The organism is Pseudoalteromonas luteoviolacea CPMOR-1 (genome assembly GCF_001625685.1).
Lineage (GTDB): Bacteria > Pseudomonadota > Gammaproteobacteria > Enterobacterales > Alteromonadaceae > Pseudoalteromonas > Pseudoalteromonas luteoviolacea_K.
The window spans coordinates 22,294-39,326 of record NZ_AUYC01000055.1 but is presented as its reverse complement, the minus strand read 5'-3'; the positions used below and the strand labels follow the sequence as shown (position 1 = coordinate 39,326).

Annotated in this window: 15 protein-coding genes and 1 other RNA gene; 5 read left to right on the top strand and 11 right to left on the bottom strand. The window is 45.5% G+C overall.

All coding sequences use genetic code 11. The features are described 5' to 3' along the window. Positions 1-53 precede the first annotated feature (53 nt). A complete protein-coding gene (locus tag N473_RS26355) occupies positions 54-236 on the top strand; it encodes a hypothetical protein (RefSeq protein WP_155735682.1) in 183 nt (60 codons plus the stop codon). Between the two features lie 905 nt (positions 237-1,141). Here the strand turns inward: N473_RS26355 and gcvP are convergent. The 4 genes from gcvP to N473_RS20625 all read right to left on the bottom strand — a co-directional run bounded on the left by gcvP (position 1,142) and on the right by N473_RS20625 (position 6,440). Continuing rightward, positions 1,142-4,039 carry an aminomethyl-transferring glycine dehydrogenase gene (gene gcvP, locus N473_RS20640; RefSeq protein ID WP_063369571.1) on the bottom strand — a complete coding sequence of 966 codons (2,898 nt, stop codon included), beginning with the start codon at positions 4,037-4,039 and terminating at the stop codon, positions 1,142-1,144. A gap of 179 nt (positions 4,040-4,218) precedes the next feature. Continuing rightward, positions 4,219-4,608, bottom strand: a complete 390-nt coding sequence (gene gcvH, locus N473_RS20635) for a glycine cleavage system protein GcvH (protein ID WP_039612049.1) — start codon at positions 4,606-4,608, stop codon at positions 4,219-4,221. Between the two features lie 62 nt (positions 4,609-4,670). Beyond that, entirely contained in the window at positions 4,671-5,753 is a 1,083-nt protein-coding gene (gcvT, locus tag N473_RS20630; RefSeq protein ID WP_063369570.1) for a glycine cleavage system aminomethyltransferase GcvT, read from the bottom strand. Between the two features lie 114 nt (positions 5,754-5,867). Then, positions 5,868-6,440 carry a hypothetical protein gene (locus tag N473_RS20625; protein ID WP_063369569.1) on the bottom strand — a complete coding sequence of 191 codons (573 nt, stop codon included), beginning with the start codon at positions 6,438-6,440 and terminating at the stop codon, positions 5,868-5,870. Positions 6,441-6,569: 129 nt separating this feature from the next. Between N473_RS20625 and N473_RS20620 the strand changes: the two genes are divergently transcribed. Further along, positions 6,570-7,415, top strand: coding sequence for a LysR family transcriptional regulator (locus tag N473_RS20620; protein ID WP_039612052.1), 846 nt, complete (start codon positions 6,570-6,572; stop codon positions 7,413-7,415). A gap of 2 nt (positions 7,416-7,417) precedes the next feature. Here N473_RS20620 and N473_RS20615 read toward each other — a convergent pair whose 3' ends face one another. From N473_RS20615 to N473_RS20600, 4 genes are read right to left on the bottom strand one after another with little or no spacing between them, the layout of a single operon-like run. Then, complete coding sequence (locus N473_RS20615) at positions 7,418-8,584, bottom strand: FAD-dependent oxidoreductase (protein ID WP_063369568.1); 1,167 nt, start codon at positions 8,582-8,584, stop codon at positions 7,418-7,420. An 11-nt stretch (positions 8,585-8,595) separates the two neighbouring features. Then, positions 8,596-9,774 (bottom strand): 2-octaprenyl-6-methoxyphenyl hydroxylase, encoded by a 1,179-nt coding sequence (gene ubiH, locus N473_RS20610; RefSeq protein ID WP_063369567.1) that lies wholly within the window; start codon positions 9,772-9,774, stop codon positions 8,596-8,598. A 24-nt stretch (positions 9,775-9,798) separates the two neighbouring features. Beyond that, positions 9,799-11,112: a Xaa-Pro aminopeptidase gene (gene pepP / locus N473_RS20605; protein WP_063369566.1), complete on the bottom strand. Its 1,314-nt coding sequence runs from the start codon at positions 11,110-11,112 to the stop codon at positions 9,799-9,801. Between the two features lie 2 nt (positions 11,113-11,114). After that, positions 11,115-11,678: a UPF0149 family protein gene (locus N473_RS20600; RefSeq protein WP_063369565.1), complete on the bottom strand. Its 564-nt coding sequence runs from the start codon at positions 11,676-11,678 to the stop codon at positions 11,115-11,117. Positions 11,679-11,950: 272 nt separating this feature from the next. On the opposite strand from N473_RS20600, the gene ssrS reads away from it, so the two are divergent. Then, positions 11,951-12,133, top strand: a non-coding RNA gene (gene ssrS, locus N473_RS20595) — 6S RNA. Positions 12,134-12,243: 110 nt separating this feature from the next. Here ssrS and N473_RS20590 read toward each other — a convergent pair. The 3 genes from N473_RS20590 to zntR form a co-directional block, all read right to left on the bottom strand. Further along, the gene (locus N473_RS20590; RefSeq protein ID WP_063369564.1) at positions 12,244-13,341 is read right to left on the bottom strand and encodes a 1-acyl-sn-glycerol-3-phosphate acyltransferase; all 1,098 of its coding nucleotides are present in this window, start codon (positions 13,339-13,341) and stop codon (positions 12,244-12,246) included. A 94-nt stretch (positions 13,342-13,435) separates the two neighbouring features. Beyond that, positions 13,436-14,788: a permease gene (locus N473_RS20585; protein ID WP_063369563.1), complete on the bottom strand. Its 1,353-nt coding sequence runs from the start codon at positions 14,786-14,788 to the stop codon at positions 13,436-13,438. Continuing rightward, complete coding sequence (gene zntR / locus N473_RS20580; protein ID WP_063369572.1) at positions 14,772-15,188, bottom strand: Zn(2+)-responsive transcriptional regulator; 417 nt, start codon at positions 15,186-15,188, stop codon at positions 14,772-14,774. The genes N473_RS20585 and zntR overlap by 17 nt, the downstream gene beginning before the upstream one ends. A gap of 290 nt (positions 15,189-15,478) precedes the next feature. On the opposite strand from zntR, the gene N473_RS20575 reads away from it, so the two are divergent. Then, positions 15,479-16,426 carry a D-2-hydroxyacid dehydrogenase gene (locus tag N473_RS20575; RefSeq protein ID WP_063369562.1) on the top strand — a complete coding sequence of 316 codons (948 nt, stop codon included), beginning with the start codon at positions 15,479-15,481 and terminating at the stop codon, positions 16,424-16,426. 235 nt (positions 16,427-16,661) lie between these two features. Beyond that, positions 16,662-17,024 (top strand): DUF3192 domain-containing protein, encoded by a 363-nt coding sequence (locus tag N473_RS20570; RefSeq protein ID WP_063369561.1) that lies wholly within the window; start codon positions 16,662-16,664, stop codon positions 17,022-17,024. Positions 17,025-17,033 lie beyond the last annotated feature (9 nt).

Below are 17,033 nucleotides of genomic sequence, written 5' to 3'. Positions count from 1 at the left end.
GACAACGCCCACTCCCCCTTCCATCACGCCTGAAAATAAGTAATTGATGAGTAATGCGCTCGCATGGATGCGAGCCAAGCCATGACTTCGCCAAGGATGGCGAATACATGGCGGTTACGTTCACATCAATGGCTTATTTGAAGATTAAGCGTGATAACGGGGCGCTGGGAGAGTCCAGAGAGGGGCCAGCGTCAGCCCCTCTTTGGTTGTCGTCGCCAACGCGACAAAATGTTTAGTTGAAGGCTGCTGCTACCAACAAATACATGATTAAAACTAACACCTCTGCAAAGTGGATCCTGACGTTCGCCAGAATGACTAGGGTGAGATTGCAGCTGAACCTAATACCTTTGCAAAATGGATCCTGACGTTCGTCAGGATGACGAGGGTAAGGTTGCAATTGATTTCTAGGATCTCAGTTCAAAGCCATCTATATGCTAACCCAAGCAAACAAACTCACGGACAACGCCCACTCCCCCTTCTATCACGCCTGAAAATAAGTAATTGATGAGTAATGCGCTCGCATGGATGCGAGCCAAGCCATGACTTCGCCAAGGATGTGCTCATCAGCATTTTTTGATATTTATGTAAGTTGCTCATTTCACCTTGCGCAAAAGTAACCTTGCTTCGCAACGTATATTTTGCACCTTCATCAATGGCTTATTTGAAGAAACAGCGTGATAGCGGGGCGCTGGGAGAGTCCAGAGAGGGGCCAGCGTCAGCCCCTCTTTGGTTGTCGTCGCCAACGCGACAAAATGTTTAGTTGGAGGCTGCAATTACCAACAAATGCATGATTGCTCAAAAAAATGGATCCTGACCTTCATCAGGATGACGAAGGCGAGATTGCAGCTGAACCTAATACCTTTGCAAAATGGGTCCTGACGTTCGTCAGGATGACGAGGGTGGGATTGTAGCTGAACCCAGCATCTCTGCAAAATGGATCCTGACCTTCGTCAGGATGACGAGGGTGAGATCACAGTTAAACCCAATGCCTCTACAAAATGGCTCCTGACCTCCGTCAGGATGACGAGGGCGAGATTGCAACTGAACCCAAAACCCGCCCACAAAAAAACCGCCTTAATCTCTTAAGGCGGTTTTCAAATCAAAATCCATGTCAGGATTTCTCCCGACAATCAGATATCAATTACTCTGCATACGTCTCAACAGCTGGACATGAACAGATCAGGTTACGGTCACCGTATACGTCATCGATACGGGTTACCGTTGGCCAGAACTTGTCTTTTGCGACAGCAGGTACTGGGAATGCCGCGTAGAAACGGTCATATGCACGCTCCCACTCGTTTCCTAATACGTCAGCTTGTGTGTGCGGTGCAAATACAAGTGGGTTGTTCTCAACAGACCACTCGCCAGACTCAACCTTTGCAATCTCTTTACGGATTGAGATCATCGCTTCGATAAAGCGGTCGATTTCAACCTTAGACTCAGACTCAGTCGGCTCAATCATTAACGTGCCTGCAACTGGGAATGACATCGTTGGTGCGTGGAAGCCATAGTCCATAAGACGCTTCGCCACATCCATTTCAGTGATACCAGATGCTTCCTTAAGTGGACGTAAATCAACGATACACTCGTGCGCAACACGGTCGTTACGGCCGCGGTATAGCACAGGATAGTGGTCCGCTAGTTTCGCCGTTAGGTAGTTCGCATTAACAATCGCAATCTCAGTAGCTTGCTTAAGACCTTCGCTGCCCATCATCGCAATGTATGCCCATGAGATAGGTAGAATAGCTGCTGAGCCATAAGGTGCAGCAGATACCGCGCCGTTGCCTTCTGTTGTGCCCGCAACATTGATAACGCTGTGGTTAGGCATAAATGGTGCAAGGTGCGATTTAACACCGATAGGACCAACACCAGGACCGCCACCACCGTGTGGGATACAGAATGTTTTGTGTAGGTTTAAGTGCGATACGTCAGAGCCGATGAAGCCTGGGCTTGTTACACCTACTTGCGCGTTCATGTTCGCGCCGTCCATGTATACTTGACCGCCGTGCTGGTGAACAATATCACATACTTCACGGATAGTTTCTTCGTATACACCGTGTGTAGACGGGTAAGTAACCATGATGCAAGATAGGTTCTCAGACACTTCTTCTGCTTTCGCACGTAAGTCGTCAAGGTCAATGTTACCTTTGTCATCACAGCCAACAACCACAACTTTCATGCTCGCCATTTGCGCAGACGCAGGGTTAGTACCGTGCGCAGAGCTTGGGATCAAACACACGTTACGGTGTGCGTCGCCACGTGATTCATGGTATTTACGGATCGCGATAAGACCCGCGTATTCGCCTTGTGCACCTGAGTTTGGCTGTAGTGATACGGCATCGTAGCCTGTGATATCTACAAGCCAGTCGTGCAGCTCAGTCATCATAGTTTGATAACCTTGTGCTTGCTCAAGTGGACAGAATGGGTGAAGCTCAGCGAATTCAGGCCAGGTTACTGGGATCATCTCCGCTGTCGCGTTTAGCTTCATAGTACAAGAGCCCAAAGAAATCATTGAGTGGTTCAATGCTAAATCTTTGTTCTCTAAACGCTTGATGTAACGCAGCATTTCAGTTTCGCTGTGATACTCATTAAAGTTTGGATGGGTTAGGATCTCGTCATCACGTACCAAGCTTGCTGGGATACCTGTGATGTCGTTTGCCGCAACCTCTGCGTCAAGCGCAGCCACATCAAGACCGTGGCCTTCGCCAAGGATGATATCGAATAATTCTGTGATGTCAGCGCGTGTGGTTGTCTCATTCAGTGCGATTGAGTACTCGCCTGCGTGGTTAATTGCAAAGTTCACTTCATTTGCAACAGCACGTGCAACAACTGCGTTTTTGTCAGCTTCTTCAGCCACAACCGTGATGGTATCAAACCAAGTGTCGTGCTTCAGTGCAACGCCTTTTGACTTAAGGCCAGTCGCCAAGATGCTTGCAAAGCGGTTAATGCGCTGTGCAATAGTTTTAAGACCTTGAGGACCATGGTACACCGCGTAGAATGCAGCCATGTTAGCTAGCAATACTTGCGCTGTACAAATGTTTGAGTTCGCTTTTTCACGACGGATATGCTGCTCACGCGTCTGCATCGCCATACGCAGTGCATCGTTACCTAAACGGTCTTTAGAAACACCAATGATACGACCAGGTAGTGAACGCTTGTACTTGTCGCGTGTTGCGAAGAAGGCGGCGTGTGGACCACCGTAACCCATAGGTACACCAAAGCGCTGTGCCGAACCAAGTACCACGTCTGCACCTAGTTTACCCGGTGCTTTCAATAGCATTAAGCTCATAATGTCTGCAGCAACACAGGCAATCGCTTTTTTGTCTTGTACTTGTGCGATTAGGTCAGTAACGTCAACCACTTCACCTGATGTTGACGGGTACTGGAATAGTGCACCGAAGATTTCGTGGTTTACCACATCGCTTGCAGGCGCAACAACTACGTCAAAACCAAACTGTTCAGCACGTGTGCTTACTACGTCAATCGTTTGAGTGTGTACGTCATCTGCGATGAAGAAAGTATTTGCTTTTTTCGCTTTTGCTACACGCTTAGCGAGGGCCATTGCCTCTGCTGCTGCTGTAGACTCATCAAGCAAAGATGCACTTGCCAAGTCTAGGCCTGTGACATCCATTGTTAGTGTTTGGAAATTAAGAAGAGACTCCAAACGCCCCTGTGCGATCTCTGGCTGGTAAGGTGTATACGCTGTATACCAACCTGGGTTTTCTAACACGTTACGTAAAATAACATTAGGTACGTGTGTTGGGTGATAACCTTGGCCAATATATGATTTAAATACTTTGTTTTGACCCGCTACTGATTTTAGGTAGCTCAGCGTTTCAACTTCTGTACGGCTTTCACCAATCTTAAGACCTGTTTCTAAACGAATAGAGTCAGGTACCGTTTGACCGATCAGCTCTTCAACACTTGATACTCCAAGCTCAGCAAGCATTTCGCTTACTTGTGCGGCATTCGGGCCGATATGGCGACGAATAAAGTCTTGCTTTTGCTCTAACTGTTCAAGAGATTTGGCGTTTGACATTAGTCCAGATTCCTATGATCCAAATAAAATGGGTGTTCCTGCATTGATGCCTAGCAATGTTGCCAGACAAAGGCCTTGGTAACGCAGTCACAAATAATGCTTTGAGAGTAAACCAAACCAAAGCGGTTTGATTTAACAACAAAAGCCCCAAAAAATGGGGCTTTTAGTCATTCAACGAATTAGTCTTCGTCGATTGAATTTTGGTAACCTTCAGCGTCAAGTAGGTTTTCAAGCTCAGACTCGTCAGACGCCTTCACTTTGAATAACCAACCGTCACCGTATGGGTCATTGTTTACAGACTCAGGAGAGTCTTCTAGCTCTTCGTTGATTTCAACGATAGTACCAGTGATTGGTGCGTAGATATCAGAAGCCGCTTTTACAGACTCAGCAACTGCACAGTCTTCGCCAGCATCTACTTCGTCATCCACGTCAGGTAGGTCAACAAATACCATGTCGCCTAGAAGTTCTTGTGCATGCTCAGTAATACCTACAGTGAATACACCGTCGCCTTCAGCGCGAACCCATTCGTGTGAAGATGCGTATTTTAACTCGCTAGGAATGTTGCTCATTTTTTGTTCCTTTGGTCGTTTTAATTGGGCAACCGCCCATAATTCTACTCGTTACAATGATTTTAGATCACTGACTTACCGTTGCGCACGAAGCAAGGCTTCACTACTTTAACGTCTACCAGCTTTTTGCGCATTTCAACTTGTGCCGTTTCCCCAGTTGAACGAGGTACACGTGCCAATGCTACGCTAAAACCTAAAGTCGGAGAGAATGTACCAGAAGTGATAACACCTTCGCCACCTTCTACGATAACTTTAGAACCACCGCGTAAAACACCTTTGCTCTCAAGCACCAAGCCAACTAGCTTATCAGTGCTCTTGTCAGCACGTTGTTGCTCGACAACTTTACGGCCGATGAAGTCACGATCTTCTGGTTCCCAAGCAATGGTCCAAGCCATATTAGCAGCCAGTGGAGATACTGTTTCATCCATATCAGAGCCGTACAAGTTCATGCCCGCTTCTAAACGTAGCGTATCACGTGCACCTAAGCCAGCCGGACGCACACCTGCGTCTAGTAATTGCTGCCAAAGCTCAGCAGCATCGTCGTTATGTACAACAATCTCATAGCCAGCTTCACCAGTATAACCTGTTGTTGCAATAAATAGTTTTCCAGCTTGCGCACCAAAGAACGGCTTCATTCCTTCAACCGCAGCACGCTGCTCGTCATTTAAGATAGTCGCTGTTTTTTCTTTTGCATTTGGACCTTGAACGGCAATCATCGCGTACTCTGGACGCTCAGTCACTGTCACGTCAAAATCAGCCGCAACTGTACCAATGTGTGCAAGATCTTTCTCACGTGTTGCTGAGTTAACAACTAAACGATAATCTGTTTCTGTGAAGAAGTAGATGATAAGGTCGTCGATCACGCCGCCTTGCTCATTCAACATGCCTGTGTAAAGTGCTTTACCTGCAACCGTTAGCTTAGCAACATCGTTTGCCACTAGCTTGCGTAAAAACGCCTGTGCGTCAGCACCTTTTACATCAACAATGGTCATGTGAGATACGTCGAACATACCTGCATCTTGACGCACTGCGTGGTGCTCTTCGATTTGTGAGCCATAGTTGATTGGCATTTCCCAACCGTGGAAATCAACCATTTTAGCGCCAGCTTCTAGGTGCTTAGCATGTAGTACTGTTTTAGAAGTCATACTTGTCCTTCACTTTTTTGGTTTATGTAAGCAATTTAAGTTGCTCACATATAATCGAGCACATAGTCTCGATGGGGTTAATCATGAGCTGATAATCAGCTCAAATGCACGGAATTAGTTAATGCAAAAACCTGCATCGCCCAGTTTCTTTTGCCATAGTAATAGTGGCTCTGGCTGCGCGATAAGTTGATGCTGCTGCACACCGTCTTGCAATAGTGTGGTGATGAACACATCGCCACTTTGCTTGCCATAGCAAGCTTGCAGATCTGAAATACCTAAGCCCGGTGTGAGCGAAAAATGGGTTAACAAAGACTCAAATGCTGCCGCACCACTGAGTTGGGCAATGGCCAAATCATCACGGCGCATCAATTCTATGTCATAGTCCTGCTCATGTTGGTCAACCAGCGCTTGCAATGTCTGTGCTGCGTCTTGGTCCAAAATGAAGCGATAAGCGGTTTCACTAAAGTAATAAACTGCATAACGATGGCCATTTGCAAACGACCCTTGAATGCCTAAGCCCGGTGCAATTAACTTATTTAAGTTAATGCCAAGCTCTTGATTAAGAAAAGGAGTTGTTTCAAAGCCACTAAAATCCAATACCACCTGACCGGCCAATGCACTGTAGGCATTTTCAGCAGGTACCGCCCCTTGACGATGCTTGGCAAAAATTATTGGAGAAAACGTCATACAACCACCTTAGTGAAATGAAGATGGACAAAAGTATAGGGGGGGTGAATGGCAACAACAAATTGTAATTATTTATCAATTGATAAATAATATTAATGTATTCGAGTTTTATAAATAGCTTTTTTAAATATGAAGAACTTATCAATTGATGGCCTACGGACCCTCGTCACGGTTGTAGAGGTCGGAGGTTTTGCAAAAGCAGGCGAATTACTGGGTTTGTCGCAACCCGCGGTGAGTTTGCAGATCCGTCGCTTAGAAGATTTGCTTGGCTGTAAGCTGTTTAAAAAACAAGGTCAGCGCCAAGTGCTCAATCAGTATGGTGAGCTGCTACTGCCGCAAGCAAAGCAGATGCTGCAATACAATGATGCCATTTTGCAGCAGTTTACGTCTGAAAGTGTCACAGGACGTGTACGCCTTGGGATCCCCAGTGAATTTGCCGCACGCATTTTACCCGCTATTATTGGCGACTTTGTTTCTCTTTACCCTGATGTTGCGCTAGAAGTTAAATCCAGATTAAGTAAGCATTTACTTTCAGTTTCGAGACAAGACCAATTTGACTTGGTATTAGCACTAAATGAGGAACTCGAGTCTGTCAGTCACCCTATCTTTATGCGTGACCAATTGGTCTGGGTTGGAGACTTAAGTCTGGCGAAAAAAGAGATGATTACATTAGTGACTGCACCCGAGGGCTGTATTTACCGTCGTCGAGCCATCGAAGCGCTACAGCAAAGCGGACGTCCTTTTCGCATCGTCTACAGCAATGCCGATTTAACTGGGTTAACTGCCGCGCTCAAAGAGGGGCTTGGGATCACAGTGCTGGCAAAAAATACCGTGCCCAGTGAGTTGACCTATCAAGAGCATACACCGGATCTGCCAAAGCTAGGGGAAATTGGGATCAGCTTAATCAAAAATACTCAGGAGTCTGCCCATGCAGTCAACAAACTCGCTGAGTTTATCGCGCTACGATTAGCGTAGCGCTATTGTCCGACCGCCTGCCTTACAAACAAGCTTTTGATTGGGCCTAAGTTATCCACTAGGCTCAATCCTAACCCACGGATCAGCTTTTTAGCCGGATGTGCCCCCTCAAATAAATCTTTTAAGCCCTGCATCATGGCAATATGCTTTTGTGCATCAAGCTTGCGTGTTCGCTCATATTCTCGCAGCACTTTATGCGCGGCAAATTCTTGGCTTTGCTCACCCAGAGCTTTGATCAGATGCGCGGCATCTTTAAGGCCCAGGTTCATACCTAGCCCTGCCAGTGGATGAATGGTGTGCGCCGCATCGCCCATTAACACCACACGACCTTTTAACCACTGCTGGGCATAGCGCATAGTCAGTGGAAATACCGATCGGTCGCTTTGTACTTCACATAGCCCACATTGCATATCAATGGCTGCGGATAATGATTTATTGAATTCACTGGGGCTTTGCGCCATTAGTTGCTCTGCATGCTCAGGGGAGGTAGACCACACGATAGAGTGCATATTTTCTTCAGCCAGTGGTAAAAAAGCCAATGGCCCTGTGGGTAAGAAAACCTGACGGGCGGTGTGTTGATGTGTGCAATCAGTTCTCACCGTCGCCACAATGGCATGGTGGTCATAATCCCAAAAGCTCAGTGGCATATCAAACAACCTGCGAACACCCGAATTAGCACCATCTGCTGCCACCAGCAATTTACTCATCACGGGCATACCTGAGTCTAGCGTTATCAACACATCGGTCTCTGTTTGGTGGATGGTCTGATAACGACTTTCAAATGCCAAAGTGACATTGTCAAAGGCTTGCAATTTATTGTAGAGCGCGTAGCGGATCCCATCGTTTTCGATGATATGACCCAGCTGTGGTAGCTGCAAAGACTGCGCGTCAAAGGCAATTTTACCAAAGCTATCGGCATCTCTGACATCCATCGCATTATAAGGCGTAGCACGGCTGGCAAAGATGTCCTGCCACACGTCGAGTGATTCAAATAGCTGCTGACTAGCCAAACTAATTGCACTAACGCGCATACTATAATCCTCAGCTAACGGCTTCGGCGCATTACTCGCATCTAACACCATGACCGACACACCTTGCTGTGCCAGCCCAAGTGCCAAAGTTAAACCAACACAGCCACCGCCAACAATACATACTTGCACTTGCTGCATGAGAGCTCCTTTTATTGCGCGCGACCCATTAGCTGTCTGGCTAATGGTGCTTTTAAGTTAGGGAACAGACTTATCATCATCAGGCCGCAGCTGCGTCCAAACGCCACACTGCGGGACTCATTTGAAAACAACCGGACCAATCCGTCTGTGAGCGTCATCACTCGACCGATGTCATGATCTCTGGCAACCTTATACGCCTGCGTAAATGCATGATCGCCCCAGGAGGCAATATCCGAGGCTTGTAGTTGCGACACTAAACATTGAATATCGCGCATGCCCAGGTTAAAGCCTTGTCCTGCTATGGGGTGAATGGCGTGCGCAGCATTACCGATGACCACCACGCGATGGTGCACAACACTGGAGATCCGCCCATGTACTAAGGGATAACGACTACGTTTACCAACGGCTTCAAACACACCACCACGGTAACCAAACTCTTGCTGTAATCGCGCTAAAAAAGCGGTGTCATCAAGCCCGAGTACCTCTTCCAGCACATCTTTGTTCATGCACCATGCGACAGAAAAACGATTGTCACTCATCGGCAACAGGGCAATGGGCCCCTGTGATGTAAAGCGCTCAAACGCTTGTCCTTGATGGCCTGGTGACACTTTCACATTGGCAATTAACGCCCCTTGCTCATAAGGGAAACTATCAAACTCTAGGTTTAATAGATTCCGCGTCGGCGAGTACGCACCATCGGCAATCACCAATAGTTTTGTTTGCACCACCGGTGATTGCTCAGCATCTAGTTCAACTTCAACATGCTCAGTATGCTGCGTTAAAGACTTTACCTTTGCAGGACAAAACAAGGTGATATCTTGACTTTGTAATTGCTGATGTAAAAACTGACCGTACGGGTTTACCTCAACCACATAGCCAAGCGCTTCGACCTGATACTCCTCAGGTGTGATGGATGCTTTGCCAAAATGTCCTCTGTCAGACACATTGACCTGTGAGATCCGCTCAGCGAATGACCATGTTTTATTAAATAGATTCAGTTTGCTCAGGTAATCAACTGATTGCTCAGCTAAAGCAATACTGCGATCGTCAAAGCTTGGGTGGCTATTTGCTTTCGGAGCGAACGCTTCTACCACCGCAATACGGCAATCGGGAATTTGTTTTTTTATACTGACGGCAGCAGTGGCACCCGCCATGCCGCCGCCGACGATAAGAACATCGAATTGTTGCAAGCCTGATACTCCCAAATCTTGCAGTTAGGCTTTTTGCATCAGTGCTTCAATCTCAGTGATAGATTTTGGCACATCAACCGTTAAGTTTTCATGGCCATCTTGAGTGATCAGTAAATCATCCTCAATACGCACACCAATGCCTTTATATTTTTCTGGTACTTCCGCATCTTCGTCAAAATATAAACCCGGCTCTATGGTCAACACCATGCCCGCTTCAAACGGTCTATCAGCCTCGTCCAGTTTATATTCACCGACATCATGTACGTCTAAACCAAGCCAATGGCCCACTCCGTGCATATAAAACGCCTTGCACGCTTGGGTTTCTATCAGCTCCTCTAAGGTGCCAGAAAGAATACCAAGCTCAATCAAGCCTTCTGTTAATACACGCACAACCTGCTTGTTGGCTTTAACTAATGTACCGCCAGGCTTCACTTCTTCAAACGCAGCCAGCTGGGATTTTAATACCAGGTTATAAATCTCTGTCTGTGCTTCGCTAAACTGTCCGCTGACAGGGAAAGTACGTGTAATGTCCGCAGCATACCCTTCCAATTCACAGCCTGAATCGATCAAGATCAAATCGCCCTGCGTTAAAACGTCGCTATTTTCGGTGTAGTGTAAAATATTGGCGTTATTGCCTGAACCAACAATGGTGCCATACGCTGGGTATCTCGCCCCATTCATCGCGTAGTGGTGATGAATTTCTGCTTCCAATTGATACTCAGTGGCATCTGCCTGAGCAAACTGCATCGCGCGAATATGCGCTTGCGCACTGATCTTTGCAGCTTTGCGCATCACAGCGATTTCGTCTGCGGATTTAAACAGGCGCATTTCATGTACGAGCGGACGAATATCTTTGATGGTTTCAGGGGCTTTATAGCCTTTTTTAGGCGCGCCGCGCAGCGTACTCAGTAAGCCCCACACTTTATCATCAAAGTTAGAGTATGTGCCTTGGCCAAAATACAATGTCGCGGTGCCATTGACTAAACTTAATAGTTCATCATCAAGCTCTGTCAGTGCATGGGTTTCATCCATGGCAAACTGGGTTTTCGCCTGCTCAAAGCCAACTCGTCTACCATGCCAAATTTCAGCCAGTTTATCTTTATTACGACAAAACAAGGTGCTCAGCCCCTTACCAGTTTTGTCTTTGCTCAGCACAAGTACCGCATCCGGCTCTTTAAAGCCGGTTAAGTAAAAGAAATCACTGTCTTGGCGAAATGGAAACTCAGTATCGCGGCTACGGGTAATTTCAGCCGCCGCAGGAATGATAGCGACCGAGTTGTTATCTAGGTTGTTTAGCAGTCGCGCACGACGTGCTACAAACTCTTCATTTTTTATCATAATTAATGCACTGTGTTTGATGTCGCGCCATTGCCTTGCTCTCGGCCCATCTCCGCAAAACATAATAACGCAGAGACTCGAATGTATTCGACCACTTCATGGAACGCTTGTTTATCTTCTTCAGTCTCATCGAAGTGCGTATCAAGGCGCGTGATTTCACTGAAGTCACTGATCACTTCTTTGACGTCAGCTGACAGTTTGCCATAATCTTTTTGCTTTAAACCAAATCCTAGTAAAAACCCTGACACCCAAGATACTAAGGCATTGGCTTGATCGATAAGCGCTTCGTCGTCATTTGGTAAATACACTTCAAAGGTGTGTTCAGGATCATTAAAGCGCTCTACCACAAGCTTGTACAACTCAGCTAAAAACCCTTTGAGTTCAACGCCAAATGCTTGGCCATCATTGAATACATCGCTGAGTAAACCTAGGTATTCTTTGTCATCAATACTCAATCCACAGGCTAAAATACCGCTGATGGTGCCATGCACTTCTGCTGGTGCGACGAAGATGCCGTGTTTTTCGAGTAATAACTGGGCTTGTTGGTAATCTTTTAATTCGATCATAAGGCTTGATTCTCATTCACTTGATAAGGTTAATGCTACCACTCGAAGTATAGCAACTACAATGCATTGTCTTAGTCTGCTGGAAAAAACCCGCCTTTAACGAGGCTAATATGCCACATTGATTTACCCAGTTTATAAAGTCGGTATTTGCTGTGTATGGAAAAAAAGCAAAACCTGCACAGACAATGCTCAGCAGGTGAATTTGCCAGCAACTAAGCAAGATTTTTTCATTTTAAGGTTTAAGCATTCGATGTTGTCTTATATACTGAAGGTGTTCCCTAGCTCGCTGGACCGTGGATTATGTCCCTGAGCCGATAAACTTTTTTTAGGAATGCAGTTTATCCACTTTTGCGCAAGCTTGGCATGTACCGAGAAGCCTACGGTGGGTTGTTGCCTTCCGCCTTGAACCTTAGGGTTCAAGGACTTATATCCGCATCCACGCAGCCGGGGACACCTTTCATACGCATCGAAACAATCAAATTTACCTGTTCGTTTACCATATTTAGAAAAATAAAAACCCACAGAACACAGTCCTATGGGCTTTCATCTCGTGTTTTACTCGCGCTTATATTGTCGATTTACGCTTTACAGGCTGTGCATACATAGACAAAACAAACTCTTTTAACTCATTGGGCAGTGTTTCAATACATTGATTGAATCGTGCTGTTTCTTCACTACTGCTGTTTGTTTCATCACCCGCTGCGAGGTAATTACTTGAATGTAGATAGTAATTATCAATGATCTGCTTATCGATGATCTGCGCCAATTCTTCAGGCGCCTCAAAATCATCTTCAATTGGCGTACCAAATGCAACGTGCACATTCCCTTTGTCTGCGCTGAAGCCATCAATGATACTTTTGATGTCTTCACCCTCTTCTTTTTGATATTCACCAAATTGCTGCTTATGGTAAAGCTCCTTCGCTTTCGCTAACGCACATGGCTCATATTGATAAGAGATAGAAACGGGAACTATTTTGAGCTTACGGACATAATCAGCAAATGGCTCTTTTAAACGACGGCCTTGTAACTGCAACATTTTCAGCAGGGCCGGATCGGTATAATCAATACCATCTTTTGCCCGACCTTCTTTTTGCGCAATCCAAATAGAATTACCTGATTGTAATGAATCATAGATATAACCAGACAACTGAGATAGCGCTTTGAGCATTTCTTTTGGCGCTTTTGCTGAACGTTTCACAATGAAGCTCTTATTTAAACGCATCAGCTCTGTGATGTAAGGTACTTGCAACAAGTTATCGCCAATGGCGATACGCACTGTCGGTAAGTTATTCTGGTGCAATCCCCAGTTCACTAATGCAGGGTCGAGTACAATATCTCGATGATTTGAGATAAATAAATACGCAGCGTCTTTATCTAAACGATCGAGTCCCGAATAGGTGACTTTTGACGTGGTTCGCTCAACCAACATGGACAAGTATTGCGCCACTTCATTTTGTACAGCTTCAACATTGTTAACCGTTTTCCATTTAGACTTTAATTTAGCCTTCACCAAAGGTCTGCTAATCGCAGAAAAGGCTGCAAGCCACTTTGGTAAGTTATGCTCGGCAATCACATCTAAAAATTGCTCATCGGCCAATAACCTCGCTAGGGCTGCGGGCACTTCATCATCATTATATGGTCTGATATCTGCGTATTTATCCACTAAATTACTCTTACTGATCTAGGCGTGTGACAAAAAAACGGCTCATTCTATCTCGCTCTTTATTCGGATGCTAAGAATATCAAGTCTGACCACACTAAGCAGTCCGGCGTTTCATAATATCCATTGCAAACAAGCGTAGCATTAACATCACCAACACGAGCGCCATAAGTTGGCTCATCCAGCTAGGAAGAAGTTGATGTTCATGCCCTGCCATGGCTGACACTTCAAAGCCAAAGTGAGAGACAAGGAAATCCGTTAAAAATCCAAACACAATCGCAACACCAGTGACAGCCGTAATATAGGCAATAACAGCGCGGCGTCCAAGCTCTTTTGCAACGACACCTATGGTGGCCACATTGGTTGCCGGACCCGCCAGCATAAACACCAAAACAGCACCAGGAGATACCCCTGCTAACAGTAGACCTGCCGCGATGGGCGTCGATGCCGTGGCACAAATGTACATGGGAATGCTGATCAAGATAACCACGACCATGGCTAAAATGCCCTCTCCCCACTGTGCTAAAAATGCGGTTGGTACAAATGTTTGGACTAACGCTGCGAAGAATATACCAATTAAAAGCCAAACCATAGTATCAGATAACAGCTTGTTACAACTAAATTTAACTGCTTGCCAAAGCTTGCTCAGTAAACGGCTTCCTCCCTTAGCCTTGGAAGAACAGCAAGTGCTCACTTCTGACTCGAATTTTTTATTCTCAACCGCACAGCAACTTGCTTGTTCGCGTTCAAGCTTTGGCGCACTATCTTGCATGGCTTGCTCTGTACTGCAGCAAGAAGACGATTCAACCATGGCGACAGCAGGCTCTTTATTACAACAAGAAGACGTTTTCTCGTTGGCAGTTTCAGATTGAGTGACACATGCTGAAGCGACTACTTGAGGCGCTTTAGCACAACAAGCTGCTTCTTTTTCCTCCTTCTTAGAGGTAGCAGGCTGTGTAGTACAGGCTGAAACGGTTGCCTCAGACTCGTTAGCGCAGCAGCTAGTATGATTGCCAGAAGCGTTTTCTGAGGCCTTTTTATCTACTTCATCGTGATTGTCTCGACCGACGAGCAACCCTGCAGTGATGGCACTGGTCACCGCAGCAATGGGCCTGATAATCGCCATAAATGGCCCAAGCAGCGCATAAGACACAGAAATTGAATCCACACCTGTTTCAGGTGTCGACACTAAAAACGCGGTCGTGGCACTTTTAGAGCCGCCTGCACGCCTTAGTCCAATTGCTGCCGGAATAACACCACAAGAACACAATGGCATAGGCGCGCCAATGAGCGCCGCTTTAATTGTGGTCCAAAGCCCTTCTTTGCCTAAATGACGCTGTAAAAAGCCTTTTGGAATAAATACATTCAGTAGCCCAGCTAACAATAATCCCAACATGAGCCAAGGTGCCGAAATGACAAATAACTGCCAAAAATTATTGATGAGTGCCATCTAAATCCTCCAACGCTGTCAAAATTGAGCACGCATTCGCCGGTTCATCACCACCACAACATTGGCTGGCCAATAACGTTAATGAACGCTCAAACATACTCAACTCCGCTATTTTTTCTCTTACCCAATCTCGTTTTTGCAATGTGAGTGTTTTTACCTCTTCACAGCTGTGCATTTGCTTTTCAATTTTGATACTTAATAATTCTTGAATATCTTTGAGATTGAATCCAACTTCCTTTGCGCGCACAATAAAGCGCATTCTTTCGACTGCTTGTTCGTCATATAGACGATATCCCGCAGCACTTCTTTCACTGGCCGCTAATAACCCCTGCTGCTCATAATATCTTAACGTGTCGGTCGACACGTTAAGAAGCTTGGCAAGTTGTCCAATTCGAAACATTGTCATTGCTTTCCACTCGATAAGTACAAACCCGTCAGCAAACTTGCATATCATCATGTATGCACACAACCATATTAGATAAAATTTAAACGCTAAAAGTGATACACTGACCTACGAAATTTGCTGAACGTACACAAATGAACTCTGCAAATGGTGTTGTGAAAAAGATACTTTTAATCTGCCGTGTTAAAAAAGAACCTAAAATCCAGCATCACCGTTTCGTCAAATTCATCACTAATACAGAGTATAAACCTTGGAGTTTACTCTAAAGTCAATAACGAGATAAAAATATGAATATTGTTGTTTTAGATGCCGCAACTTTGGCTGGCGTCGACCTTTCTCCGCTTCATGCATTTGGGACAGTAACCACTTATGATCACACCACCCCCAGCGAAGTCGACACCCGTATTCAACAAGCCAACATTATTATCTCAAATAAAGTACAGCTATCGGCTGCACACTTTGCTGTTGCCGCAGAGTTGAAGTTAATTTGCGTAGCCGCAACAGGTACAAACAATATCGACTTAGTCGCAGCAAAAGATGCAGGGATCGCCGTCACCAATGTGGCTGGTTACTCAACACCTTCAGTAGTGCAGCATACATTTACACTGCTTGGCAATTTGATGAGCAATATTCATCGGTACGCGGCAGATACCCAGCAAGGCGCTTGGCAAAAAAGTCCGATGTTTTGCCGTCTAGACTACAGTATCAATGACATTGCAGATAAAAAGTTTGTGATTGTCGGGTATGGTAATCTTGGCCAAGCAACAGCGAAAGTAGCAGAGGCATTCGGTGCGAAAGTCATTATCGCGGAGCGCCCAAATAGTAAGGCGACACGCAGCGGTCGAATGGCTTTTGAAGACGCAATGCAAATAGCTGATATTGTTTCCATACATTGCCCCTTAACGCCACAAACCGAAAACCTATTTAACGCAACGACACTGGCACTTTTACCCAAACACGCCATATTAATTAATACCGCGCGTGGCGGCATAGTGAATGAACAAGCCTTGGCAGATGCACTTGCCACTAAGCAGATCGCTGCAGCAGGTGTTGATGTGCTCTCTGTTGAGCCTGCAACCGCAGATAATCCGCTCATCACTTATAAAGGCAACAATTTAATGCTCACACCTCACACTGCGTGGGCAAGCTATGAGTCTATTACTCGTTTGATTCAGGGTATCGCAGACAATATCACCAGTTACCTTAATGGAGGACAGCACAACCGCGTTGTGTAACATTCCAATGCCCGCTTCGATAAAGCCATCTAACTAGGTTGTGGCTTTATCCACCACATTTTATTCATTATTATTACTTTTTAGTGATAAAACGTATTCACATAAAATCCGATAAAACTAAGCTTTTGATTTTTATAACAAAAAAACTTGGCAAAGCAATTGCAATTGTTAGACTAAGTTAAAAATAAAATTAAACTTGATGGTTTCTAATACATCGGGTCATGAGGATAAAAGAATGAAAAAATTACTCGTTGCTACTGCGCTTTTAAGCACTACATTATTGTCTGGTTGTATTGTTGCTGTTTCTGATGGAGAAATGCGCCATCACAGCGGATGGCAAAGCACACACCAAGAAAACAGAGAGAAGATCAGTAAACTTGAACTGGGTTCAAGCTACCAAGCAGTGACCAGCAAGTTTGGTACACCAGATTTTAATGAAGCAGTCTCTAAAAATGGCCATACCTACCAAGTACTTTATTTCGCAACAAACAGAAAACACTCAGACGGTCAAATTACCAAAGATGAGTGCACACCACTGGTGTTTAAAGATGATCAGCTTATCGGTTTCGGTCAAGCCGCTGTAGACAACTATTTATAAACAGATTTG